This is a genomic window from Rahnella victoriana (assembly GCF_004330295.1).
GTDB classification, from domain to species: Bacteria; Pseudomonadota; Gammaproteobacteria; order Enterobacterales; family Enterobacteriaceae; genus Rahnella; species Rahnella victoriana.
Window position 1 is genome coordinate 122,297 of the sequence record NZ_SJOJ01000013.1, and the last position, 23,245, is coordinate 145,541.

Consider the following 23,245-nt stretch of genomic DNA (forward strand, 5'->3'; position numbering starts at 1 on the left):
CTTAATCCATGCCGACAAATCCGCCGGTCTGATGTTGCCACAGGCGCGCATAAAGCCCGCCGTGCGCCAGCAGTTCGGCGTGATTGCCCGTCTCAACAATCTGCCCTTTTTCCAGCACCACCAGCCGGTCCATTTTAGCGATCGTCGATAAGCGGTGTGCAATCGCAATCACCGTTTTGCCGCCCATCAGCGTCTCAAGACTTTCCTGAATCGCCGCTTCCACTTCGGAATCCAGCGCCGACGTGGCTTCATCCATGATCAGAATCGGTGCGTTTTTCAGTAATACGCGGGCAATCGCGATACGCTGACGCTGGCCGCCGGAAAGTTTCACCCCGCGTTCGCCGACATGCGCATCCAGCCCGGTTCTGCCCAGCGAATCATAGAGTTCGGGAATAAATTCGTCGGCGCGTGCCTGACGGATTGCCAGCTGCAACTCTTCTTCCGTTGCGTCCGGCCGTCCGTACAGCAGGTTATCGCGGATCGAACGGTGCAGCAGCGAGGTATCCTGCGTGATCATGCCGATTTGCGCGCGCAGGCTTTCCTGCGTGACCTCCGCGATGTTCTGCTGATCAATCAGAATGCGGCCGCCGTCGATGTCATACAGGCGCAGCAGCAGGTTCACCAGCGTGGATTTCCCCGCGCCGGACGGTCCGATCAGGCCGATCTTCTCGCCGGGGCGGATCGCCAGATCCAGATGATGGATCACCCTGCCGCCTTTGCCGTAATTGAAGTCCACATGATCAAAGTGGATCGCACCCTGATCGACTTTCAGTGCTTTCGCCTGCGGTTGATCGGTGACGCTCAGCGGTTTCGCAATGGTATGCAGGCCGTCCTGCACCATACCGATATTTTCGAAAATACCGTTCACCACCCACATGATCCAGCCGGACATATTCACAATACGGATAACCAGGCCGGTCGCCAACGCGATGGCCCCGACGCTGATCAGCGACTGCGTCCACAACCACAAAGCCAGACCGGTGGTGCTGACGATCAGCAGGCCGTTCAGCGTGGTGATCGACACGTCCATGCCGGTAACCAGACGCCCCGCCAGCTGGGTTTTCTCCGTCTGTTCGGTGATCGCTTCGCGGGCGTATTTCTGCTCGAGATCGGTATGCGCGAACAGTTTCAGCGTGGTGATATTGGTGTAACCGTCAACGATGCAGCCCATCAGTTTTGAGCGCGCTTCCGACGACTGCACCGAACGTTGTTTCACGCGCGGCACGAAATAACGCAGGCACACGCCATAGCCGAAAATCCAGATAATCAGCGGGATCATCAGCCGCCAGTCGGCTTCGGCAAACAGGAACAGCGCACTGGCGGCGTAAATCACCACATGCCAGATGGCATCCACCGCCTGCACCGCAGAATCGCGCAGCGAGTTCCCGGTCTGCATGATGCGCTGGGCAATGCGTCCGGCGAAATCGCTCTGGAAAAAGTTCAGACTTTGTTTGAGGACATACTTATGATTCTGCCAGCGGATCATGCTGGTCATGCCGGGGCTGATAGTCTGGTGAACCAGCAAATCATGCAGCCCGATAAATACCGGCCGCAGGATCATCGCCACCGCCGCCATCCACAACAGCTCGCCCATATGGTCGGTGAAAAAACTGCCCGGCGGGGTGTCTTTGGTCAGATCGATAATCTGGCTGAGATAGCTGAATAGCGAGACTTCAATCAGCGCGCAGACCAGCCCGACCACCAGCAAAATCGCAAAGCTTGGCCAGACCTGACGCAGATAATAAAGATAGAAAGGCAGAACCTGATCCGGCGGCTGAGCGGCCGGTGCCTCACGGAAGATGTCGATCATTCGCTCGAAACGGCGAAACAGCATAGCGATCCCCTTGATGATATCCCTGTCGGCGTTGCCGGATTTCCATGCCATTTCAACGCCGTAAAGGGGAAAGCTTAGTGCATATCGCGCAGAGTGCCGCCGCTTATTTCTTCAGCACCGCATCTTTTTGCAACAGCGACAGAACAAACGCCAGCACCATCACGCAGGCAGCGATCAGATACACCGAGTGCAGCGCCGAGCCAAACGCCTGCAAATAATCAGCGCGGATGGCAGTGGGTAATTCCTGCACCGCCTGCGCGCTGAGGGAACGCGGAAGCACCGTGCCTTCGGGGATCAGCGCCACCAGCTGATCACGCAGGACGTGGGTGAAAATGGCACCAAACATCGCCACGCCAATCGAACCGCCAATCGAACGGAACAGCGTCACCCCGGAGGTCGCCACGCCCATCTGTTTCATCGATACCGAGTTTTGCACCGCCAGCACCAGCACCTGCATCACCATCCCGAGGCCAAGGCCGAGCACGCCGATGTAGAGATACAACATATGCACCGGCGTGCTGACTTTCAGCAGAGCCAGTAACACCATGCCGGCAAAACTCAGCAAGGTGCCGATAATCGGGAAGATACGGTAACGCCCGATGCGGCTGATCAGCCGTCCGCTGATAATCGAACTGACCAGCAACGCGCCCATCAGCGGCAACAGTTGCATCCCGGCTTCCGACGGCGACGAGCCTTTTACCACCTGCAAATACAGCGGCAGGAAGGTCATCGACCCCATCAGCGACATGCCGATAATAAAGCTGATCGCGCAACTGAGCAGGAAGGTACGGTCGCGGAACAGTCCCAGCGGAATGATCGGTTCAGCGGCCAGCGTTTCTTCATAAATAAAGCCGCCGAGTGTCACGATACCGAAGGCGAGAATGCACCACAGTTGCGGATCCGACCACTGATACACCGTGCCACCTTCGCTGGTGAACAAAATGATGCAGGTCAGTGCCGCCGCGAGATACCCCGCGCCGAGAAAATCGATTTCATGGCGGATGCGTGCGCTCTGTGATTTCAGCGCCACGCCAATCACCAGCAGGGCAAAAATCCCCAGTGGCAGGTTGATGTAGAAAATCCAGCGCCACGAAATGTGTTCTACCAGAAAACCACCGATCAGCGGCCCGATCACCGTCGCCAGGCCAAACACGCCGCCGAACAGCCCCTGATATTTTCCGCGCTCAGAAGGCGGGATCACATCACCGACCGCCGCCATACTGACCACCATCAGCCCGCCACCGCCCAGCCCCTGCAAGGCGCGCATCAGGATCAGCTGCGTCATGTTCTGCGCCAGCCCGCACAATACCGAACCGAGCAGGAACACGATAATCGCCGTTTGCAGCACGACCTTGCGCCCCAGCAGATCGCCGAACTTACCGTACAGCGGTACCACAATCGTGGACGCCAGCAGATAAGAGGTCACGACCCACGAAAGCTGATCCAGCCCGCCGAGTTCACTGACGATGGTCGGCAGCGCGGTGGACACAATCGTCTGGTCAAGTGCGGCCAGCAGCATCACCAGCATCAGCGCGGAGAACAGCAGCTTTATCGAAGGCTTCTGTTCCGTCACGTCGCGCTGTGCCGAATTTATTGTCGTCATGAATGACATCCTGACTTGTAATTAATTAACTGTATAATTAATATTGAAGCATCAAATTCATCTGGTCAATGGATCACCCGCCTTATGGCAGACAGAAAAATCTCAGAATCGCCAGGATCCGCACAAAAGGATCAAAAGGAAGTCACCTCGCCCGCCCGTCGTCCGGGACGGCCGCGCAGTGCCAAAAAAGGTGAAGATAAACGCGAACTGCTGCTGGATGCCGCCCTGAAACTGTTTGCCCAGTCCGGTATTGCCGAAACACCGCTGAGCATGATCGCCAGAGAAGCGGGCGTCACCACCGCCATGCTGCATTACTATTTTAAAACCCGCGAACAGCTGCTGGACGTGATGATCGACGAACGTTTCCAGCCGGTGCGCGCCGGTTTCACCGACATTTTCGAAACCCATGCCGACGACCCGCTGATGGCAATCACCCATATGGCGCAGTGCATGATTGATGCGGCAGAAAAATACCCGTGGGTGGCACCGCTGTGGGTACGCGAAGTGATCAGCGAAAGCGGTATGCTGAAAAAACGCATGGAAGAACGTAACGGCGATAAAAACCGTAAAATCGTGCAGGAATGCATTACCCGCTGGCAGGCGGAAGGACGGCTGAACCCGGATCTGAATCCGGCGCTGCTGTTCATCTCCCTGTTCGGCCTGACGCTGTTCCCGATGGCCTCCATGAAAATGCGTCAGGAAGGCGCGTCGCCGATCTCCCCCGATATGCTGCGCAAACACGTCGCCCTGCTGCTGTTCCACGGCCTTGCACCGCAGAAGTTATAAGCGATTTACTTTTACTCCTCGATTATTAGTGGCATTTCACTGAATAAGTGATCAATGCCACAATTTGCATCTGGTGTTATTCCTCTATATTCCCTATAAGTAAACATCACACAGCAGTGATTGGAAAATAATTGAGGCATATATGGAAATTTTGGAACAATTGAATAGCTTGGCTGTAAAAATTAAGCAACAGTCGCCACTGATTCAAACTGAAGAAGCCACCAAAAACGCATTTGTTATGCCATTTATTAATAAAATACTTGGGTATGATGTTTTTGACCCGACAGAGGTTATTCCAGAATTTATCTGTGATGTAGGTACCAAAAAAGGTGAAAAAATCGATTACGCAATCCTTAAAGGGGGAGAAATTCAAATCCTTGTGGAATGCAAAAAAATCGGCGAATCACTCAACATAAACCACGCTTCTCAACTATTCCGATATTTCCATGTGACAAATGCCCGGATATCCGTTCTAACTAACGGGCAGGTATATAAGTTTTTTACTGATCTTGATGCTCCGAATAAAATGGATGAGAAACCATTCTTTGAACTCGATCTACTTGATTTAGATGAGAATCTCGTTCCAGAGTTGATCAAACTCACCAAATCAGCCTTCGATGTTGAGTCCATCGTCAATGCTGCGGGTGAGCTGAAATACGTAAGTCAGATTAAGAAAATATTTCTTACTCAGTTCACTAATCCTGAGGAAGATTTCGTTAAATTCTTTGCTTCTCGTGTTTATGACGGAATACTCACTCAAAAAGTCCGTGAGCAATTTAATACTCTTACCCGTAAGGCCGCGAGCCAGTTGTTAAATGATCAGGTTAACGAAAGGCTTAAATCAGCACTCAGCGGCACAGTGCAAAACTTACCTGTAAAAGAAATCGAAGATGAACCTGGTGCTGCATCCGCAATTATGAGCACGCCTGAAACAGAACAGATTGTTACCTCTGAGGAAGAACTGGAAGGGTTCCATATTGTTAAGTCAATCATAAGAACCATTGTCGATGCTAAACGTATCACACCGAGGGATACCAAAAGCTATTTTGGTATTCTCATTGATGACAACAACAGAAAACCTATTTGTCGTCTCCATTTTAACCGTACTCAATTTTATATTGGGTTGTTTGATGCCGAAAAAAATGAGACCCGACATCCGATAGACTCTCTCGATGATATCTACCAATTTTCTGATCATCTTAATAAAACAGCTCAGAGTTATAACTGATGGGCTGAGGGTAACTTGATGAGCCTGCAAGAGCAGGTTCATGATCCTTCCACGGCCTTGCACCGCAGAAGTCATAAGCAGGATCCTGACTGGCGCGGGTTCGCCCGCGCAACTCTCTTAAATCCCTCTTTTTTGTAATGAAAAATACTGCGCAGACTCCTTTATCATGTAACAAAAATGTTGCCGTTAATCAGGGAATGCCGTTCATCATGAAGGGAATGCCGCCGTTAATCCTCGCGTTACTAGCCAGTTCATTAGTACTTACTATCGGACGTGGCGTTACCTTGCCGTTTATTACCATTTATCTGACCGAGCACTATCATCTGCTGCCCAAAGGTGTCGGAATTATTCTCGGGGCCAGTCTGGCGATCGGCATTCTCAGCAGCCTGTATGGCGGCTATCTGGTGGATAAATTCAACCACCGGACGCTGATCACCGTCTCGATCAGCCTGTTCGGGTTGAGTTTTTTACTGCTGCCGCTGCTGCCCAATGTGACCGGTGTTTTGCTGGTTCTGGCGCTGCTGAATGCCTCTTATGCCTTGCTCAGCATCACGCTTAAAGCCTGTATCGCCAGCTGGTTGCCGGTGGAAAAACGGGTGAAAGCCTTTTCGATGAACTACACGCTGGTTAACGTCGGCTGGGCGGTCGGTTCATCGCTGGGCGTCTGGCTGGCCGGTTTCAGCCCGATGCTGCCGTTTGTGATTTCCGGCGTACTGGCGCTGGGCACCGTGATTTCCCTGACCTGGGGATTGCGCAATATTGCGCATAAACCGCCGCAAGCGGAGCAGGAGCAAACTCCGCTGCCGAAACCCAATCTGCGCCAGACGCTGGGTATTCTCGCCCGCGACCGGCGACTGATTTACTTCACGCTGGGCAGTACGCTGGGTTCGGTGGTGTTCGGGCAGTTCGCCGGTTATCTGTCGCAGTACCTGATTCTGGTGTCGAACGCGGCCTTCGCGTACAAAATCATCGGCGCGGTGATGATCACCAACGCAGTGATTGTTATCGCGTTCCAGTACGTATTAAGCAGCCGGATGAAGCAAAACAGCCTGCTGAAATGGCTGCTTCTCGGCACAATTTTCTTCATCATCGGCCTGATCGGCTTTATGACCGCCGGACAATCGGTGTTGTTCTGGGTGATCGCCATGGCGATTTTCAGCTTCGGCGAACTGATCGTCATTCCGGTGGAATACATGTTTATCGACTTTATCGCCCCGGAAAACATGAAAGGCAGCTACTACGGCATGCAGAACCTGAGCAATCTGGGCGGCGCGATAAACCCGGTCATGTGCGGTTTTCTGCTGAGTTACGCCGCCCCGCCGGTGATGTTTATCGCGCTGATCGCCGCCTCGGTGGGCGGCCTGGTATTCTTCTGGATGGGGCACCGGCTGGCGGCTAATACAGCGCGCACGCCTGTTGTTTAAGGGTTTCCATCAGTCCGACATAAGGATAAGGGCCGTAGCTTAACCGGCTGATACCCGCCGCAGTGAGTTCAGCCAGCGGCGGCGTCAGGCTGCTGGCCATAATATTCACCGGCAATGCTGAGACATCGCAAAGTTCGGCAATCAATCCAACGTCACTCAGACCTGGAACAAAAAACCCGCTGGCACCCGCATTCTGATAAGCAGTCAGCCGCTTTCTGACTTCGGCCATCAGCGCCGGATGTTGCGTAGCGTCAGGCTGCTGCAAAAAGACATCGGTTCGGGCATTGATAAATAGCGCAATTCCCTGAGACTCCGCCTCCTGACGAAGAGAGTTTAAAATCTCGCATTGTTCTTGTACTCCGTTCAGCGCGGATAATCCCAGTTGCTGATCCTCAACATTAATCCCCACCACACCGGCCTGCAAAAGCGCGCTCAGGTTGTCGCGGCGTGCTGCACCATAACCGGTTTCGAAATCCACCGTCAGAGGCAGACTGATCACAGAGGCAATGCGTTGCACTGTGTGTAACAGGCTGGCAAAAGGCATGGCTTCGCCATCCTGATAACCCTGCGCCGCCGCACACGACCAGCTTCCGGTCGCGATGGCTTTGGCGCCTGCCTGTTCCACGGCCAGCGCGCTGCCCGCATCCCAGATGTTGTATAAAACGACCGGATTATATTTCTGGTGAAGATCTGAAAATGCCACTGCCTGACTTTGGTGACTCATACCCTGCTCCTCGTTTAGCGGCTTAGCGCCATTCTTCGTTCGTGTTCAATCAGCCATCGCTTGCGCCATAATCCGCCGCCATAGCCTGTCAGCGAACCATCGGCACCGATTACGCGATGACAAGGGATCAGAATGGAAATCTGGTTAGCCCCGTTGGCGCGCGCCACCGCGCGGGACGCCGTTGCCTGCCCGATATCTGCCGCCAGCGCGGAATAACTGCGCAGCTCACCGGCCGGAATGTCTCTGAGCGCATCCCAGACTTTACGGGTAAATAACGAGCCGAACTCTGCCAGCGGCGTGGCGAATGTGTGTGTTTCACCCGCGAAATAGGCCGCCAGCTCCTGTTCAACCTGATCAACCAGTGGCGTTCGTCCAAAAATAATTTCAGAGGATGTGAGCTGTTTCAGCCGCTCAATTTCATTCGGCAATGCCGGACGGTCAATAAACTCCAGCAGATACAGCGCCTCGCGACTGGCAATTGCCAGCATTGAACCGATGGGCGTATCCAGCCAGTCTGCTTTCAGAAACTGATGCTTTCTCGCCTGACTGGGGTTACTGCCGATTTGCCGGGTGATCGCTGCACGAAATCCGCTACCGGATCCAAAGCTGGCGTCCAGTTGCGCCTCAATCACGGCCTCACCGTGAGTAAGCGCATCGACACCTTTACCTACCCGCCGCAAACGCGCCATTTCCAGAAAGGTGATGCCAAACTGCCGTTTAAAGGCGCGACGGACAGTGGAAGGATCGACATTCATCGCCTGCACATCGCCCTCGCTCCATTTTCTGTCCGGCTCATTTTCCAGCGCGGCCAGTAATTTCAGCACCAGCGGGTCTTTTTCGCCGCCCTGCATGAGCGGCCGGCAGCGTTTACACGGCCGGAATCCGGCTTCCATCGCGCTGACCATCGATGGATAAAATACGGAATTTTCACGTTTGGGTTTACGCGCGGGACAGGTCAGCCGGCAGAAAATACCGGTGCTTTTCACGCCGACAAAGGCAAAGCCATCGTAAGCAGGATCACGGGCAATCAGCGCAGCATAAAGAACATCATCTTCAGGCAAATCGAACAACATGATTTCACTCGCAGACCGGAGACATGGGGAAAAGCATAGGGGAATTTGAGCAGGGGTAGCGACGTTTTTCGGGCGTTGATTTTAACTATTTCCGTTAATCCTTTCCGACAAGAGTGTCCGTGCCCGGCAGGATACCGGGCACGGCTATTTTTACTCCTTCAGCCCGCGATTTTTCAGCATCGGCTCAATCGACGGCGCTTTGCCGCGCCAGGTTTCATAGAGTTTTTCGAGATCTTCGCTGTTGCCGCGCGAGAGGATCTGATCACGGAATTTCTGACCGTTCTCCCGCGTCAGTCCGCCCTGTTCAGTGATACCCGCAAAGGCATCGTCGGCCAGCATTTCGGTCCACAGATAGGCGTAATATCCGGCGGCATAGCCGTTACCCCAGATGTGCTGGAAATAGCTGGAACGGTAGCGTGGCGGCACATACGCCAGATTCACCTTGTCTTTCGCCAGCGACTCCGCTTCGAACTTATCCACATCCTGCTGCGGAGCGTCCGCGCTCAGGCTGTGCCAGTGCATATCCAGTAACGCCGCCGCCAGCAGTTCGGTCATGTCATAACCTTTGTTGAACTTGCTGGCCTTCTCGATTTTGTCCTGCAGGGCCTGCGGCATCACTTCGCCGGTCTGATAATGTTTGGCGAAGTGAGTAAACACTTTCGGGTCGCTCGCCCAGTGCTCGTTAAACTGCGACGGGAATTCGACAAAATCACGCGGTGTGGCGGTGCCGGAAAGGCCTGGGTATTCCTGATCGGCAAACAGGCCGTGCAGCGTGTGACCAAACTCGTGGAACATAGTGATCACGTCATCCCACGACAGCAGCGCCGGTTGCCCCGCCGCCGGTTTCTGGAAATTCGCCACGTTGTAAATCACCGGTTTATTGCCCAGCAATTTCGACTGATCGACGTAATTGCTCATCCACGCGCCACCGCCTTTATTATCGCGCTGATAATAATCGGCATAGAACAACGCCATCGATTTACCGTCTTTATCGAACACCTCAAAAACCCGTACGTCCGGGTTATACACCGGCAGGTCTTTGCGTTCTTTAAAAGTGATGCCGTACAGCAGATTCGCGGCATAAAACACGCCGTTTTCCAGCACATTATTCAGCTCAAAATAGGGTTTGATCTGCGCGTCGTCGAGGTCATATTTCTCTTTGCGCACCTGCTGCGCATAGTGCTGCCAGTCCCAGGCAGCCACTTTAAAGCCACCCTTCTGTTTATCGATTTCCGCCTGAATATCAGCGGCCTCACGCTGCGCGCGGGCGGTGGCTGCCGGGACGATTTTGTGCATAAAATCGAGCGCAGCCTGCGGTGTTTTCGCCATCTGATCTTCCAGCTTCCACGCGGCATAGCTCGGGAAGCCGAGCACCTGAGCCTGTTCGGCTCGGACTTTTGCCAGCGTCGCAATCAGCTGGCGGGTATCATTGGCATCGCCTTTTTCGGCGCGATTGATCGAAGCTTCATACAGCGCCTTGCGCGTGTTGCGATCCTCCAGCGATTGCAATAACGGCTGTTGCGTGGTGTTTTGCAGCACCAGCAGCCAGGCGTTATCCAGCTTACGATCTTTGGCGGCCTGCGCGGCAGCCGACAGTTCGGCATCGCTCAGCCCGGAAAGTTGCGCTTTGTCTTTCACCGTCAGCCCGCCCGCTTTGGTCGCGGCCAGTAATTTGTTGGTGAACTGGGTGCTGAGTGTTGCGGCCTGCTGATTCAGCGCCTTCAGTTTATCTTTATCCGCATCAGAAAGATTGGCACCTGCCAGCTCGAAATCCTTAAACGTCACGGCGATCAGGCGCTGCGATTCCGGCGAAATTTTCAGACTGCCACGCTGCTCATACACCGCTTTCAGACGCGCAAACAGTTTGCTGTTGAGATGAATGCTGTCGTCCATCGCGGCCAGTTTTGGCGAGGTGTCTTCGTCAATTTTTTGCAGCGTGTCGTTGGTGTTCGCACCGGTCATCGCACCAAAAACATTCTGTACGCGTTGCAGCATGACGCCGGATTTTTCCAGCGCCACATAGGTATTTTCAAAGGTCGGCGGCGCCGTGTCGCTGGCAATTTTATCGACTTCAGCCAGTTTCTGGCGGATGCCTTCGAGGATCGCCGGTTCATAATCGCTGTCTTTATAGAGATTAAATTGCGGCGCCTGATATTCCAGCGGGCTGGGTTTCAGAAATGGGTTATCTGCATTGATGGCGTGATTCATAGCATGCTCCTGCGTGGCGGGCCTGGCGGTTTCCGCAGCCCCTGCAAACTGGCTGACAGCCAGGCTGGTTGCCAAAAAGAGAGATGACAAACGCATTCCAGTCTTCCTTATCTGAGTGAGAGAAGTGCTCCGTTAAGTCATTGAGAATAGACCTCGCTCGCCGATCCGGCAAAAGGCAAACGTAGGTAAATCGTGTTATTACGAGGCGGATTCCATATTTTCGGCAAACGTTTTCTGTCAGGATATCGGCCTTTACAGGGCATCAAAGACGACAGAGGATCCGATGATCAAAGACCAGACATTCAGCGACCAGCGTTTTAGCGTGAAACAATTTACCGGCGAAACGCTGGAGAATTGCCGCTTTTACCGCTGCCGTTTCGACAGCACCGATCTGTCAGAAACCGCGTTTGTCGATTGTCTGTTTTATGATGATGAAGAGCAAAAAGGCTGCTCTTTCCAGCATGCCAGATTGCAGGATGCCAGTTTCAAACATTGCGATCTGACGATGGCGGATTTCAAAAACATTCAGGCGCTGGGCTGTGAAATCCGCGAATGCAAAGCCACCGGCGCAGATTTCAGCGGTGCCAGTTTTATGAATATGATCACCCCACGCACCTGGTTTTGCAGCGCGTTCATGACCAAAAATAACTTCAGTTATGCCAACTTCCGCAACGTCATTCTGGAAAAATGCGAACTGTGGGAAAACCGCTGGACCGGCGCGAACGTGCAGGGTGCAAATTTCAGCGGCGCCGACCTTTCCGGTGGCGAATTCACTGAGTTTGACTGGAATAACGTCAACATCACCCATTGCGACCTGACGAATTCAGATCTGGGCGAACTGAATATCCGTAAAGTCGATCTCGATGGCGTGAAAATCGATGACTGGCAGCAAAGTCATTTGCTGGAAAAGTTGGGGGTGATTGTCATTCATTCGAAATGACGGGATTTGAAAGCGCAGTTAACGTTTTTTCTGTGCGAGAGTGCAAAGCGCCTCAATATTACTTTTTTCGCCTTCGGCCTCTTTCAGCTTGCGACGCTGTTCAGCGAATTTCTCATGTTGCTTGCAGGCTTTTTCATCCGCTTCTTTTTTGCTGGTTTTACCGCTGCCCTGCAAAACGTCAAACTCATTGAAATTGAGGAATTGCTCAAGTTTATCCTCCCAGCTTTTTAAAAATATCTGCTGGCGGCGCTTAGTCTGATCTTCCGCGTAATCCAGCCACATTGAAATAATGCGATTCAGCTGATCAATTTCTTCTTCGCGTAAGTAATTTTTCGCAATCGTGGTATCAGTCTTACGCACCTGATCACATTTGAAACTGGTCAGTCCCATATCCGACTGGCTGGCATTCGCGCGCTGAGCGATAATTTCCGCCGCTGTAAGGCCGGTGCAGGCGAAATGCAACTTATTCTGGATTGCCTGAAAGAAACGCGCGGTATCTTTATCTGTGGGCCGATAATCAGCCGCCATCGCAAAAATATCTTTGATACGAAGATAAATACGGCGTTCGCTGGCACGTATATCCCGGATGCGCTCCAACATTTCGTCGAAATAATCCGGCACGACTGACTGACCCACTGGCGGATTTTTCAGTCGTGTATCGTCCATGACAAACCCTTTAATGACATATTCTTGCAGGGTTTGTGTCGCCCACTGACGGAATTGCGTACCACGGGCAGAGCGGACGCGATATCCGACCGCAAGGATGGCATCAAGATTGTAATAATCAATCTGCCGGGAAACCTCCCGCGTCCCTTCCTGACGAACTATCCGGAATTTCCGGATGGTTGCATCTCGCTCAAGCTCACCGTCGTTATAGATATTCATCAAATGTTCGTTAATAGTCCGAACATCTTTTTGATAAATTTCGGAAATCAGAGCCTGCGATAGCCATAGCGTCTCCGATTCAAAGCGACATTCTATACGTAGCCGCCCGTCATGAGTTTGGAAAAGAACAAACTCACCTTCCGGCGCCAGAGGCGTAATGTGTTCATCCACCGGTACTTACTCCTTCAGCCAGCAAGGACGTTGATTCAGCAAACAATGGATTTATTCTACCTGTTTCCCCGGACTGCAAAAATAGCGGTTAATCTAACCCTCGCATGAAACCGCCCCGAAGGGCGGTTCATTTACTGCTATAAAACCGGGCCAATATTGACGTTGATATTGATATGAGAAACGTTAACGCTCCATCCATCATTCTCAGACGTCATCATAGAACCCAGTACAACGATCAGTGCATAAATACACTTTTTCATTGTTGCGGCCTTTTATAACCGCGTTTCACCAATAAGCACCGGGACCGACTGGAGAAGAACAGGCAGAATTGGGACTGCTTGTTCCCGCGGTACTCAAGTGCTAATTCCTGAGCCCGGTGACCCGTCGCTAAACAGGTGAATTAGTCCCGGCAGAAAATTAGCATCAAGACCATTTCTTGTGTAAGGTTATTTTTCACGCAGGGACTTGTCTGTCTCGCCCTAATCGTGTAACTTTTCAGCGTTGGGGCTGCTTGTTTCCGCTTGTATTAAAAGGTTGATTTAGCGCTAACTGAATCAACCGACAAAATAACCGCTTTGTGAAGCGGTTATTTTGTGTCTGAAATCCTCACGCCCCGCCGAAAAGTGCGCTTCTCCCCCGCCCTTCATCGGGATCTCACCGCAATATGCTATAACAGGCATTCGCTTTAGCCACAAATTTAACCTCATGAAAGATAATAGTATTTACTCTCCTCAGGCGTCTGTGCCGGAAAAATTACGGGTGCTGGGCTGGTCAGATTTATTCTCGCTGTGGTTCTCACTCGGCATGGGCCTGATGGTGTTGCAGGCCGGGGCGATTCTTGCGCCGGGCCTCGGACTGGCAGGAGCACTGGCGGCGATTGTGCTGGGGTCTGCCGTCGGCGTTGCGCTGCTGGCGCTGGTCGGCGTAACCGGCGGGCAAACCGGTTTATCATCAATGGCGTCGCTGAAACTGAGCCTCGGTAAACGCGGCGTGGTGTTGCCGGTCTTGTTCAATCTGATCCAACTGATTGGCTGGGGCGCGTTCGAAATTGTGGTGATGCGTGATGCCGCCAGTCTGCTGGCGAAACGCGCCTGGGGCGATGACAGTTTTTGGGCGAATCCGACACTCTGGACGTTTATTTTCGGCGCTGTCGCTACCTTGCTGGCGGCCAGTGGGCCACTGGCGTTTATCCGCGTGGTGCTGCGCCGCTGGGGTATCTGGTTGCTGCTGGCGAGCTGCGCATGGCTGACCGGTTATCTGTTCCTGCATACGGATTTATCCACGCTGTGGCACAGCGCCGGAGATGGTTCGATGCCGTTCGCGCTGGCCTGTGACATCGTGGTGTCGATGGCATTTTCGTGGTTGCCGCTGGTGTCGGATTACACCCGTTTTGGCAAATCTGCGCGACAAAACTTCTGGGGCACGGCCTGTGGATATTTCCTCGGCAGCGTGTGGATGATGTCGCTCGGCGTGGCCTATACGCTTGCGTTTGTCAGCACCCCGACCGATGCCAATGCGCTGCTGCTGGCACTTTCCGGTATCGCGCTGGGCATTCCGCTGCTGTTGATTCTGGTGGATGAACATGAAAATGCCTTCGCGGATATCCATTCGGCGGCGGTGTCGGCAGGCACTTCCGTGCCGGTCAGCGTCGGTAAGCTGACGCTGGGTATCGGCCTGCTGTGTACGCTGATCGCCTGGTCGGTGCCGCTGACGCAATATGAAAACTTCCTGCTGCTGATTGGTTCAGTCTTCGCGCCGCTGTTCGGCGTGGTGCTGACGCACCATTTTGTCCTGCGCCGGCAGACCACCGAAAACCTCAATCTGCGATCTGTCGCAGCCTGGTTTATCGGAATTGCGGTCTATCATCTGATGGCAAATCTGCTGCCTGATGTGGGTGCGACGATTCCGTCGCTGCTGGTGGCGGGACTGGTGTGCTGGGGATTAGGGCGTAAAGCCTGAGTTAAAAAACCGCCCCGAAGGGCGGTTTCTCTACTGCTATAAACCAGACCCCATGTTGACGTTAATATTGATATGAGAAACGTTAACGTTCCATCCATCATTCTCAGACGTCATCAAAGAACCCAGCACAACGATCAGTGCGTATATACACTTTTTCATTGTTACGGCCTTTTATAGCCGCGTTTCACCCATAAGCACCGGGACCGACAGGAGAAGGACAAGCAGTGTTGAGGTTGCTCGTCCCCGCGGTACTTAAGTGCTATTTCCTGAGCCCGGTGACCTGTCGCTAAACAGGCGAAACTAGCTCCGCGCGCAGACTAGCACTAAGACCATGTAAAAAGTAAGACAATTTTATTGTCACTCAACTTGTTCGTTTCGAGTGAATCATGTACAGTTCTTTTCGTTGAGGTTGCTCGTTCCCGCTTGTTTTAAAAGGTTGGTTTAGCGCTAACTAAATCACCAATAAAAAAAACCGCTCTTTTTAAGCGGTTTTTTTGTGCCTGAAAACAGGAAATTAAAGCGCGATATCCGCAGGCTGTTTCGGCTCTTGTTTCGCCTGAGCATCCAGCGGACGTAGCTGAACCACATCGGCAACCGGTGTGGTTTTCAGCGACGGGGTTTCCAGCCCGAGGATACGGCTGGTTTCCAGCAGTTCTTTCTCGGTCGCTTCCACATTGCCGTTCAGTTTGGTGCCATAAGACGGGATGATTTCCCGGAATTTGGCCTGCCATTCTGCACTGGCGGCTTTCTCTTTAAAGACGGTTTCCAGCAACTTCATCATGATCGGCGCCGCCGTTGACGCGCCCGGTGATGCACCCAGCAAGGCGGCAATGCTGCCATCTTTTGCGCTCACCACTTCGGTGCCCAGACGCAGCACACCGCCGTGCTTGCCATCTTTTTTGATAACCTGCACACGTTGTCCGGCGACCCAGCGTTTCCAGTCTTTCTGCTCGGCCTGCGGGAAAAATTCCTTCAGCGCGGCGTGACGGTCTTCGTCACTGAGCATCACCTGCCCGACCAGATATTTCACCAGATCGAAGTTGCCCACGCCGACATGGGTCATTGGCAGCAGGTTCGAGCTGTTGACGCTGCCAAACAAATCCCACAGGGACCCGTTTTTCAGGAATTTACTGGAGAAGGTGGCGAACGGCCCGAACAGCAGAACCTGTTTGCCATCAATAATACGGGTGTCGAGATGCGGAACCGACATCGGTGGCGCGCCCACGGCGGCTTTGCCGTAAACCTTCGCCAGATGGCGTTTCACCACATCCTGATTTTCTGTCACCAGGAATTCGCCCCCCACCGGGAAACCGCCGTATTCACGCGCTTCCGGAATGCCGGATTTTTGCAGCAACGTCAGCGACGCGCCGCCTGCGCCGATAAACACGAATTTGGCATTCACGACATGGTGTTTGTGGCTGTGTTTAAGATCGGTGATGGTAACGCGCCAGGTTTTGTCCGGATTGCGCTGGATATCACGCACTTCCTGACCGTTTGCCAGCGTGAAGTTGGATTGTTTCTGCAACGCCTCAACCAGCTGACGGGTCACTTCACCGAAGTTCACGTCCGTGCCTGCGGTGGTGCGGGTTGCGGCGACTTTCTGCGCCGGATCACGGCCTTCCATCACTGCAGGGATCCACTGTTTGATCAGTTCCGGGTCTTCCGAATATTCCATGCCACGGAACAGCGTACTTTCCTGAAGGGCAGCAAAACGTTTGCGCAGGAAATCGATATTCTCATCGCCCCAGACAAAGCTCATGTGCGGCACGCTGTTGATGAACGAGCGCGGATTATTCAGCACACCTTTCTGCACCTGATACGCCATAAACTGACGGGAAACCTGGAAGGCTTCGTTGATCGCCACGGCCTTGGTGATATCAACAGAACCGTCGGGCATCAGCGGGGTATAGTTCATTTCTGCGAGCGCGGCATGGCCGGTACCCGCGTTGTTCCAGCCGTTGGAGCTTTCCTGCGCCACGCTATCCATGCGTTCGATCATATGGATCGACCAGTCCGGCTCGAGTTCCCGGAGATAAGTCCCCAGGGTTGCACTCATAATTCCGCCGCCGACCAGCAATACATCAACGGATTTTTCGTCTTCTGCGGCCGCAGGCTCGCTGGCACCCAGTGAGTCACGGTTGAGAAGCATACCAAGTATCTTTCTCATGACGTCTGTTTCTCTAAATGTTCAGTTCTGTTTTGGCTATTCGTTAGGAATATTGTTATGGCTATCGAACAAGAAATTAGCAAAAAAACACGCGGGATCGTTACTGAAACTTCATTTTTTCAAATGATGGCTACGAATATAACATTATCACTACAAAATTTAAAAAAGGATTTAACGTTTCAAAAAAACAGGCAGAGGGGATCTCAGACAGTGGCTCAGGCCGCGTCACTGCTGGATTTTAAGGGTTCTGCAAAAGAGTTTTGGAGGGGTTTCTGGCGGTCAAAGAACGTGCAATTTGTGCTAAATCGGGTTTGATGGCAAACGTGAGATGTTAAAAAAGGCGCAGTTGCCCGCGCCTTTACGATCACTTTTTACGGAATCAGATTACAGCGCGACGTCTGCAACCTGCTTCTGCTCTTCACCCTTTTTAGGGGCTGAAGAATTGTCCGCCGCCGGAGCCGGTTCTGCGGCTTTTGGCTGCGGGTTGTCGAGCATCAGAACGCGGCTGGTGTCGCCCAGTTCTTTCTCGGTTGCCGCCACGTTGCCGTTCAGTTCGGTGCCATAAGAAGGGATGATGTCCTTCAGTTTGGCCTGCCATTCTGGCGTCGCAACTTTGTCTTTAAACACTTTTTCCATCAGGTGCAGCATGATCGGCGCTGCGGTAGATGCGCCCGGAGAAGCGCCCAGCAGCGCGGTGATGCTGCCGTCTTTCGAGCTGACCACTTCGGTGCCGAGACGCAGAACGCCGCCTTCTTTCTCATCTTTTTTGATGATCTGCACGCGCTGACCGGCTTCCCACAGACGCCAGTCTTCTTTCTTCGCATCCGGGAAGTATTCACGTAACGCATCGAAACGGTCGTCGTCGGAGAGCATCACCTGGCTGACCAGATATTTCACCAGATCGAAGTTGTCGATACCCACATGGGTCATCGGCATGATGTTGGAGAAATTGACGCTGCCGAACAGATCCCACAGCGAACCGTTTTTCAGGAATTTGCTGGAGAAGGTGGCGAACGGCCCGAACAGCAGAACCTGTTTGCCATCCAGAATACGGGTGTCGAGATGCGGCACGGACATCGGCGGTGAGCCGACAGACGCTTTACCGTACACTTTTGCCAGATGGCGTTTCACCACGTCCGGGTTCTCGGTCACCAGGAATTCGCCGCCGACCGGGAAGCCGCCGTAGTTGTCTGCTTCCGGAATGCCGGATTTTTGCAGCAACGTCAGGGACGCGCCGCCTGCGCCGATAAACACGAATTTCGCTTTGATGACGCTTTCTTTGTCGCCGTTTTTCAGGTCGGCAACGGTCACGTTCCAGGTGTTATCCGGGTTACGCTGGATGTCGCGGACTTCATGACCGAGGCTCAGCGAGAAGTTTGGTTTCTTCTGCAACGACGCCACCAGCTGACGGGTGATCTCGCCGAAGTTGACGTCGGTGCCGATCGGGATACGGGTCGCCGCGACTTTCTGCGCCGGGTCACGCCCTTCCATCACCAGCGGGATCCACTGTTTGATTTGCGCCGGGTCTTCTGAATATTCCATGCCACGGAACAGCGTGCTTTGTTGCAGCGCCGCAAAACGTTTACGCAGGAAATTGATGTTGTCGTCGCCCCACACAAAACTCATGTGCGGCGTGCTGTTGATGAAAGAACGCGGGTTGTGCAACACGCCGTTCTCAACCTGATAGGTCCAGAACTGACGGGAAATCTGGAAGGATTCGTTGATTTCGACCGCTTTGGAGATATCAATACTGCCGTCGGCTTTTTCCGGCGTGTAGTTCATTTCCGCCAGCGCAGAGTGACCGGTACCGGCGTTGTTCCAGCCGTTGGAACTTTCCAGCGCCACACCGTCCAGACGCTCAACCATGTCGATGGACCAGTCTGGCTCTAATTCCTGAAGGTATGTCCCCAGCGTCGCGCTCATAATGCCGCCGCCGATCAGTAACACATCAACGGGCTTTTCATCTTCTGCCAACGCTGACTGGCTGAAAGCAACCACGTTAAGGCAGAGGATCATGGCGAGTATCTTTCTCATGACGTCTGTTTCTCTGAATGTTTAGTTTTAGTTTTGCAGGTGAAAGCTATCCAGATTTGCGCTGGATAAACGAAATCAACAACCCGGTGCGGAGGGAAATAAACGCTTATTTCCACAGAGTATGAAAGGACAATAATGGGGAGTGACGACAACGGCGGAGATGATCACAAAATCAACCACACAAATGTTACCGAATACTCATATTATCGAGATTTCGTAAACAATTTAACATCGTCGTTACGTGCATTAAAAATAGTTTAATACTTTAAATAATTACATAAGTTAGTTTCGCAGTGAAACTACACGCTGGTCGTCCGGTTGCGGCCGTTGTGTTTCGACTGATACAGCGCGCCGTCCGCCACCATAATATTTTCCTGCAGGCTTTTGTTGGGCTGATAGTTGGCGACGCCGAGGGAAACGGTAATGTGAAAAGGCGTTCCCTCCGGACTGGTAAACACGGTTTTTTCTACCGCGAGCCGGATGCGCTCGCAGCATTTCACGCATTCATATGCGTTGCCGCTGGCAATCAGGATCACAAACTCCTCGCCGCCAAAACGCGCCAGCACATCGTCATTGCGCAGCATCATGCGCGCCACGTTTGCCACGCGCACCAGTACGTCGTCGCCCACGGAATGCCCGTAGGTGTCGTTCACCTTTTTGAAAAAGTCGATATCCAGCATTGCCAGCCCGAAATGCGGGTGGTGTTTCTGCACCGCTTTCAGGTGCTCTTCCAGCCCCATGCGGTTAAAAGTTTTGGTGAGAAAATCCAGCGAGGAGTTTTGTTTTTCACGGAAAAACTCCCTGACATAACGGAATTTCCCGCCCAGACCGTGATAACAGATAAACAGACAGGCGACGGTGAACAGCTGATACACCAGCGAGCGCCAGACAATCGCCCATGAGGTCAGATACGGCAGCGCCATCGCCGCCCGGATGCTCATCATGATGATAATGACGATGACAAAGGTCCGGATACTGTTGTCTTTCCACGGTTTGAAGCAGCAGATGGCGGCAATCATGATGGTGACAAATAGATTATCGATGGCGAACAGGCCGGTGAGCGCGAAATTGACCAGACAGGCGCACAGTACGCTGAACCACCCGACGTAAAAGACACAAATGACCAGCGGGATCATCTCGAAGCTGTAATACACCGAGTCACTCAGGTGAAAGTTATCGCGATCGAGATACGCCGAGACGACGCCGCACAACAACCCGAACAGAATGCGTTTGTGAACGGGGGACTTCGGTCCCAGCGGGCCGTCACTGCTCAGAAAAAAATAGAAAAACACCAGGCTGGCGTAAGTCACGCAAATGTTGATGTACAGCGTATCCAGCGAGTTAATGACCTGATCCATAGCTCTCCGGGGGCAAAGGACGAATCTGATAATAAAAATCTGAGACAGAGGGGAAATAGACCTTCAATGGTGTGAAAGATAGCCTATATATAAAGTCAGGGGCGGACAAAATGGCATACCCTCGCACAGCAATTGCCCATTTTACCCATAAAGAACCGCCTTAATTCCGGATAAAGTTTTGTTCTGCGTAGCCGATAATCCCTATCGGGCGTCTTATACGGCAACGGCTGCGCCATTAATTTGCATTTATTTCTTATGAGGTGTGGCAGGTGAGCGAAGTATCCAAAGAGTCGTTTGCTAAGCGGAACACGCTGGCAATCTTGTCCGTTCTGCGTGACTTAAAGAAGAATCAGACGCTGGTAATGGTCAGCCACGCCCGCGGGCAATTTATCAGTAAAATTCTGGACGTGGATCCCGATAACCACCAGTTCCTGTTCGATCTGGGCAGCTCAGATTATGAAAACGGTCTGGCGATGGAAGCGGACTCGCTGAGTTTTGTCGCTGAACCGACCGGCGCGAAAGTGGAGTTTTCCTGCAGCAAAGTCCGTCAGGTGACGTTTGAAGGTTTGCCTACCTTTACCTGCGATATTCCCCCGGTGCTGTATTTCATTCAACGTCGTGAGTATTTCCGCGTGAATGTGCCGTGGCTGCCGGATTACCGTTGCAGCGGAACCTTACCGGACGCGACCGAGTTCGCCTACCGTGTCAGGGACATTTCCCTGGGCGGGCTGGGGCTGGAAATTGACGGGATCACGCCGCCGGAGATCACCTCCGGTTCCGTGCTGAAAGATTCGATGATCCAGCTTGCCGAACTGGGCACCTTTAAAGTGGATTTAGAGTATCTGGGCGCAATGGCGCGCAAATCAGTGAGCAATAAAGGCGAGACGGTCAGCACGCAGCGGCTGAGCTTTAAGTTTCCGCATTTGTCGCCCGCGCAGGAACGTGACCTGCAACGGGCGATTTTCGAGCTGGAAAAACAGCAACATATGAAAGCAAAGCGTTTCCAGCACGACTGAACCTGCCATCAGATGAACATGCCGCCTGACGCTTCGACGCGCTGGGCGGTCATCCAGCCCGCTTCATCGCTGAGCATCAGCGCCACCATATCCCCGATATCATCCGGTAATCCGGCGCGCCCCAGTGCCGTGTTGCTGGCAACAATTTTGTTCACTTCCGGGTTATCGCGCACCATGCCGCCGCTGAAGTCGGTTTCGATCGCGCCGGGAGCCAGCACGTTGGCGGTGATGCCCCGCGCACCCAGTTCTTTTGCCTGATAGCGGGTCAGCACTTCAATCGCGCCTTTCATCATGGCGTAGGCGGATGATCCCGGCAGTGCAAACCGCGCCAGACCGCTGGAAATATTCAGGATGCGGCCACCGCCGGTCATCAGCGGCAGCAGTTTTTGGGTCAGGAAGAACGGCCCTTTCAGATGCACATTCATCATCAGATCAAACTGCGCTTCGGTAGTCTGCGCAAAAGACTCATGCAAACCCACACCGGCATTGTTGACCAGAAAATCAAAAGTATCGCGCTGCCACACCAGTTGCAGCTGAGTTTTTACCTGCGCCACAAAAGCGTCAAAGCTGCCGGACGCGCCAGTATTCAGCTGTAGCGCCACCGCTTTTCCGCCCTGCGCTTCCACCGTAGCGACCACTTCCTGCGCCGCAGCGGCCTGGCTGTGGTAAGTCAGAATCACGTCAACGCCCTTTTTTGCCAGCTTTTCAATAGCATTCTTGCCTAAACCACGGCTTCCGCCGGTCACAATTGCGATTTTACGATTCATTTCAGACCTCATTGGCTTTTTGCATCTTCTGCATCGGATGAAATACAGCCTATTGGATTACTCAGGCGTGATAAATGGTCCATAATGAGTTTCACTGTCTCAGTACCAACAACAATCAGGCAAAATGTGGATAAAATTCAATCAATGCAGGTTTTTGTACGGGTCGCGGAGCTGAGCAATTTTACCCGTGCGGCAGAAAGTCTGGGATTACCGAAAGGCAGTGTGTCGCGTCTGGTGCAACAACTGGAAACGCGGATGTCGGCGCGTCTGCTGCACCGCTCAACGCGCCGCGTGCAACTGACGCAGGACGGACAAGTCTTTTATCAACGCTGCAAGGAGTTGCTGGCCAGCATGGATGAACTGGAATCGATGTTTCAGTCGAATCCGGCCAGCGTCAGCGGGCGGTTGCGCGTCGATATGTCTGTGGGAATGGCAACGCATCTGGTGTTGCCGCGACTGGCCGAGTTTCTTAACCGTTATCCGGCGCTGGAAATTGAACTGAGCAGCACCGATCATCGTGTGGATGTGGTGCGCGAGGGGTTTGACTGTGTGATCCGCTCCGGCACGCTGAAAGACTCCGGGCTGATTGCGCGTCCCCTCGGCCAGCTCAGCGTGATTAACTGCGCCAGCCCCGGTTATCTGCGCCGTTACGGCACGCCGGATCACCCTGATCAGCTGGCGCAACATGCGATGGTGCATTACGAACAGACCCTCGGCAGCCACACGTCCGCCTTTGAATATCTCGACGGCAAGCAGGTAAAAACGGTGAAAAGTGGCGGCGCGGTGACCGTTAACAGCACTGAAACTTACGTCTCTGCCTGTGTGGCCGGTCTTGGGATCATTCAGGCACCGCTGATCGGCGTGCGTGACGCGCTGGCGGGCGGCCAGCTGGTGAGTATTTTGCCGCAGTTTCGTGCGCCGCCGATGCCGGTCACATTGGTTTATCCGCACCGCCTGAACCTTTCCCGCCGCGTGAAAGTGTTTATGGACTGGCTGACAGAAATCACCCAAACGTTCATTGCCTGAGCGGTTAAACCGCTGCGGCATAGCCTGAGCAACTCAGGTGTC

At 53.2% G+C, this 23,245-nt stretch carries 18 protein-coding genes; 8 read left to right on the top strand and 10 right to left on the bottom strand.

The features are described from left to right. Position 1 precedes the first annotated feature (1 nt). Together EYY67_RS12970 and EYY67_RS12975 are read right to left on the bottom strand one after the other, a co-directional pair. Positions 2-1,834: an ABC transporter ATP-binding protein gene (locus tag EYY67_RS12970; protein ID WP_095925237.1), complete on the bottom strand. Its 1,833-nt coding sequence runs from the start codon at positions 1,832-1,834 to the stop codon at positions 2-4. Between the two features lie 103 nt (positions 1,835-1,937). Next, on the bottom strand, positions 1,938-3,437 hold the full coding sequence (locus EYY67_RS12975) for an MDR family MFS transporter (RefSeq protein WP_095923907.1): 1,500 nt from the start codon (positions 3,435-3,437) through the stop codon (positions 1,938-1,940). Positions 3,438-3,521: 84 nt separating this feature from the next. Between EYY67_RS12975 and EYY67_RS12980 the strand changes: the two genes are divergently transcribed. The 3 genes from EYY67_RS12980 to EYY67_RS12990 all read left to right on the top strand — a co-directional run bounded on the left by EYY67_RS12980 (position 3,522) and on the right by EYY67_RS12990 (position 6,875). Then, positions 3,522-4,223: a TetR/AcrR family transcriptional regulator gene (locus EYY67_RS12980; protein WP_131693686.1), complete on the top strand. Its 702-nt coding sequence runs from the start codon at positions 3,522-3,524 to the stop codon at positions 4,221-4,223. Between the two features lie 142 nt (positions 4,224-4,365). Continuing rightward, positions 4,366-5,451 carry a type I restriction endonuclease gene (locus tag EYY67_RS12985; protein ID WP_131693687.1) on the top strand — a complete coding sequence of 362 codons (1,086 nt, stop codon included), beginning with the start codon at positions 4,366-4,368 and terminating at the stop codon, positions 5,449-5,451. A gap of 209 nt (positions 5,452-5,660) precedes the next feature. Beyond that, positions 5,661-6,875, top strand: a complete 1,215-nt coding sequence (locus EYY67_RS12990; protein WP_131693688.1) for an MFS transporter — start codon at positions 5,661-5,663, stop codon at positions 6,873-6,875. Here EYY67_RS12990 and EYY67_RS12995 read toward each other — a convergent pair. From EYY67_RS12995 to dcp, 3 genes are all read right to left on the bottom strand, one after another. Further along, positions 6,847-7,599: an isocitrate lyase/PEP mutase family protein gene (locus tag EYY67_RS12995; protein WP_119825426.1), complete on the bottom strand. Its 753-nt coding sequence runs from the start codon at positions 7,597-7,599 to the stop codon at positions 6,847-6,849. The genes EYY67_RS12990 and EYY67_RS12995 overlap by 29 nt on opposite strands. 14 nt (positions 7,600-7,613) lie before the next feature. After that, entirely contained in the window at positions 7,614-8,672 is a 1,059-nt protein-coding gene (locus EYY67_RS13000) for a bifunctional transcriptional activator/DNA repair enzyme AdaA (RefSeq protein WP_119825428.1), read from the bottom strand. A gap of 150 nt (positions 8,673-8,822) precedes the next feature. Continuing rightward, complete coding sequence (gene dcp, locus EYY67_RS13005; RefSeq protein ID WP_131693689.1) at positions 8,823-10,976, bottom strand: peptidyl-dipeptidase Dcp; 2,154 nt, start codon at positions 10,974-10,976, stop codon at positions 8,823-8,825. Positions 10,977-11,163: 187 nt separating this feature from the next. Here dcp and EYY67_RS13010 point away from each other — a divergent pair, with 187 nt between their 5' ends. Beyond that, positions 11,164-11,820 (top strand): Qnr family pentapeptide repeat protein, encoded by a 657-nt coding sequence (locus EYY67_RS13010; protein WP_119825432.1) that lies wholly within the window; start codon positions 11,164-11,166, stop codon positions 11,818-11,820. Between the two features lie 18 nt (positions 11,821-11,838). Here EYY67_RS13010 and EYY67_RS13015 read toward each other — a convergent pair whose 3' ends face one another. Then, entirely contained in the window at positions 11,839-12,876 is a 1,038-nt protein-coding gene (locus EYY67_RS13015; protein ID WP_131693690.1) for a virulence RhuM family protein, read from the bottom strand. Between the two features lie 705 nt (positions 12,877-13,581). On the opposite strand from EYY67_RS13015, the gene cytX reads away from it, so the two are divergent. After that, the gene (gene cytX / locus EYY67_RS13020; RefSeq protein WP_131693691.1) at positions 13,582-14,835 is read left to right on the top strand and encodes a putative hydroxymethylpyrimidine transporter CytX; all 1,254 of its coding nucleotides are present in this window, start codon (positions 13,582-13,584) and stop codon (positions 14,833-14,835) included. A gap of 514 nt (positions 14,836-15,349) precedes the next feature. On the opposite strand, the gene mqo is transcribed toward cytX, so the two are convergent. Beyond that, positions 15,350-17,002 carry a malate dehydrogenase (quinone) gene (mqo, locus tag EYY67_RS13025; RefSeq protein WP_095923914.1) on the bottom strand — a complete coding sequence of 551 codons (1,653 nt, stop codon included), beginning with the start codon at positions 17,000-17,002 and terminating at the stop codon, positions 15,350-15,352. Positions 17,003-17,059: 57 nt separating this feature from the next. Between mqo and EYY67_RS13030 the strand changes: the two genes are divergently transcribed. Continuing rightward, a complete protein-coding gene (locus tag EYY67_RS13030) occupies positions 17,060-17,317 on the top strand; it encodes a hypothetical protein (protein ID WP_131693692.1) in 258 nt (85 codons plus the stop codon). A 69-nt stretch (positions 17,318-17,386) separates the two neighbouring features. On the opposite strand, the gene EYY67_RS13035 is transcribed toward EYY67_RS13030, so the two are convergent. Further along, complete coding sequence (locus EYY67_RS13035) at positions 17,387-19,036, bottom strand: malate:quinone oxidoreductase (RefSeq protein WP_131693693.1); 1,650 nt, start codon at positions 19,034-19,036, stop codon at positions 17,387-17,389. Between the two features lie 299 nt (positions 19,037-19,335). After that, complete coding sequence (locus EYY67_RS13040; protein WP_131693694.1) at positions 19,336-20,394, bottom strand: GGDEF domain-containing protein; 1,059 nt, start codon at positions 20,392-20,394, stop codon at positions 19,336-19,338. 269 nt (positions 20,395-20,663) lie between these two features. On the opposite strand from EYY67_RS13040, the gene EYY67_RS13045 reads away from it, so the two are divergent. Continuing rightward, entirely contained in the window at positions 20,664-21,410 is a 747-nt protein-coding gene (locus EYY67_RS13045; RefSeq protein ID WP_119825446.1) for a flagellar brake protein, read from the top strand. 8 nt (positions 21,411-21,418) lie between these two features. On the opposite strand, the gene EYY67_RS13050 is transcribed toward EYY67_RS13045, so the two are convergent. Further along, on the bottom strand, positions 21,419-22,177 hold the full coding sequence (locus EYY67_RS13050) for an SDR family NAD(P)-dependent oxidoreductase (protein ID WP_131693695.1): 759 nt from the start codon (positions 22,175-22,177) through the stop codon (positions 21,419-21,421). Between the two features lie 126 nt (positions 22,178-22,303). Here EYY67_RS13050 and EYY67_RS13055 point away from each other — a divergent pair, with 126 nt between their 5' ends. After that, entirely contained in the window at positions 22,304-23,203 is a 900-nt protein-coding gene (locus EYY67_RS13055; RefSeq protein ID WP_165497965.1) for a LysR family transcriptional regulator, read from the top strand. The last annotated feature ends 42 nt before the right edge of the window (positions 23,204-23,245 follow it).

Bases quoted from the DNA above. Each gene is read 5' to 3' on its own strand.
- EYY67_RS12970 (WP_095925237.1), bottom strand. From the start codon at position 1,834: ATGCTGTTTCGCCGTTTCGAGCGAATGATCGACATCTTCCGTGAGGCA.
- EYY67_RS12975 (WP_095923907.1), bottom strand. From the start codon at position 3,437: ATGACGACAATAAATTCGGCACAGCGCGACGTGACGGAACAGAAGCCT.
- EYY67_RS12980 (WP_131693686.1), top strand. From the start codon at position 3,522: ATGGCAGACAGAAAAATCTCAGAATCGCCAGGATCCGCACAAAAGGAT.
- EYY67_RS12985 (WP_131693687.1), top strand. From the start codon at position 4,366: ATGGAAATTTTGGAACAATTGAATAGCTTGGCTGTAAAAATTAAGCAA.
- EYY67_RS12990 (WP_131693688.1), top strand. From the start codon at position 5,661: ATGAAGGGAATGCCGCCGTTAATCCTCGCGTTACTAGCCAGTTCATTA.
- EYY67_RS12995 (WP_119825426.1), bottom strand. From the start codon at position 7,599: ATGAGTCACCAAAGTCAGGCAGTGGCATTTTCAGATCTTCACCAGAAA.
- EYY67_RS13000 (WP_119825428.1), bottom strand. From the start codon at position 8,672: ATGTTGTTCGATTTGCCTGAAGATGATGTTCTTTATGCTGCGCTGATT.
- dcp (WP_131693689.1), bottom strand. From the start codon at position 10,976: ATGCGTTTGTCATCTCTCTTTTTGGCAACCAGCCTGGCTGTCAGCCAG.
- EYY67_RS13010 (WP_119825432.1), top strand. From the start codon at position 11,164: ATGATCAAAGACCAGACATTCAGCGACCAGCGTTTTAGCGTGAAACAA.
- cytX (WP_131693691.1), top strand. From the start codon at position 13,582: ATGAAAGATAATAGTATTTACTCTCCTCAGGCGTCTGTGCCGGAAAAA.
- mqo (WP_095923914.1), bottom strand. From the start codon at position 17,002: ATGAGAAAGATACTTGGTATGCTTCTCAACCGTGACTCACTGGGTGCC.
- EYY67_RS13030 (WP_131693692.1), top strand. From the start codon at position 17,060: ATGGCTATCGAACAAGAAATTAGCAAAAAAACACGCGGGATCGTTACT.
- EYY67_RS13035 (WP_131693693.1), bottom strand. From the start codon at position 19,036: ATGAGAAAGATACTCGCCATGATCCTCTGCCTTAACGTGGTTGCTTTC.
- EYY67_RS13040 (WP_131693694.1), bottom strand. From the start codon at position 20,394: ATGGATCAGGTCATTAACTCGCTGGATACGCTGTACATCAACATTTGC.
- EYY67_RS13050 (WP_131693695.1), bottom strand. From the start codon at position 22,177: ATGAATCGTAAAATCGCAATTGTGACCGGCGGAAGCCGTGGTTTAGGC.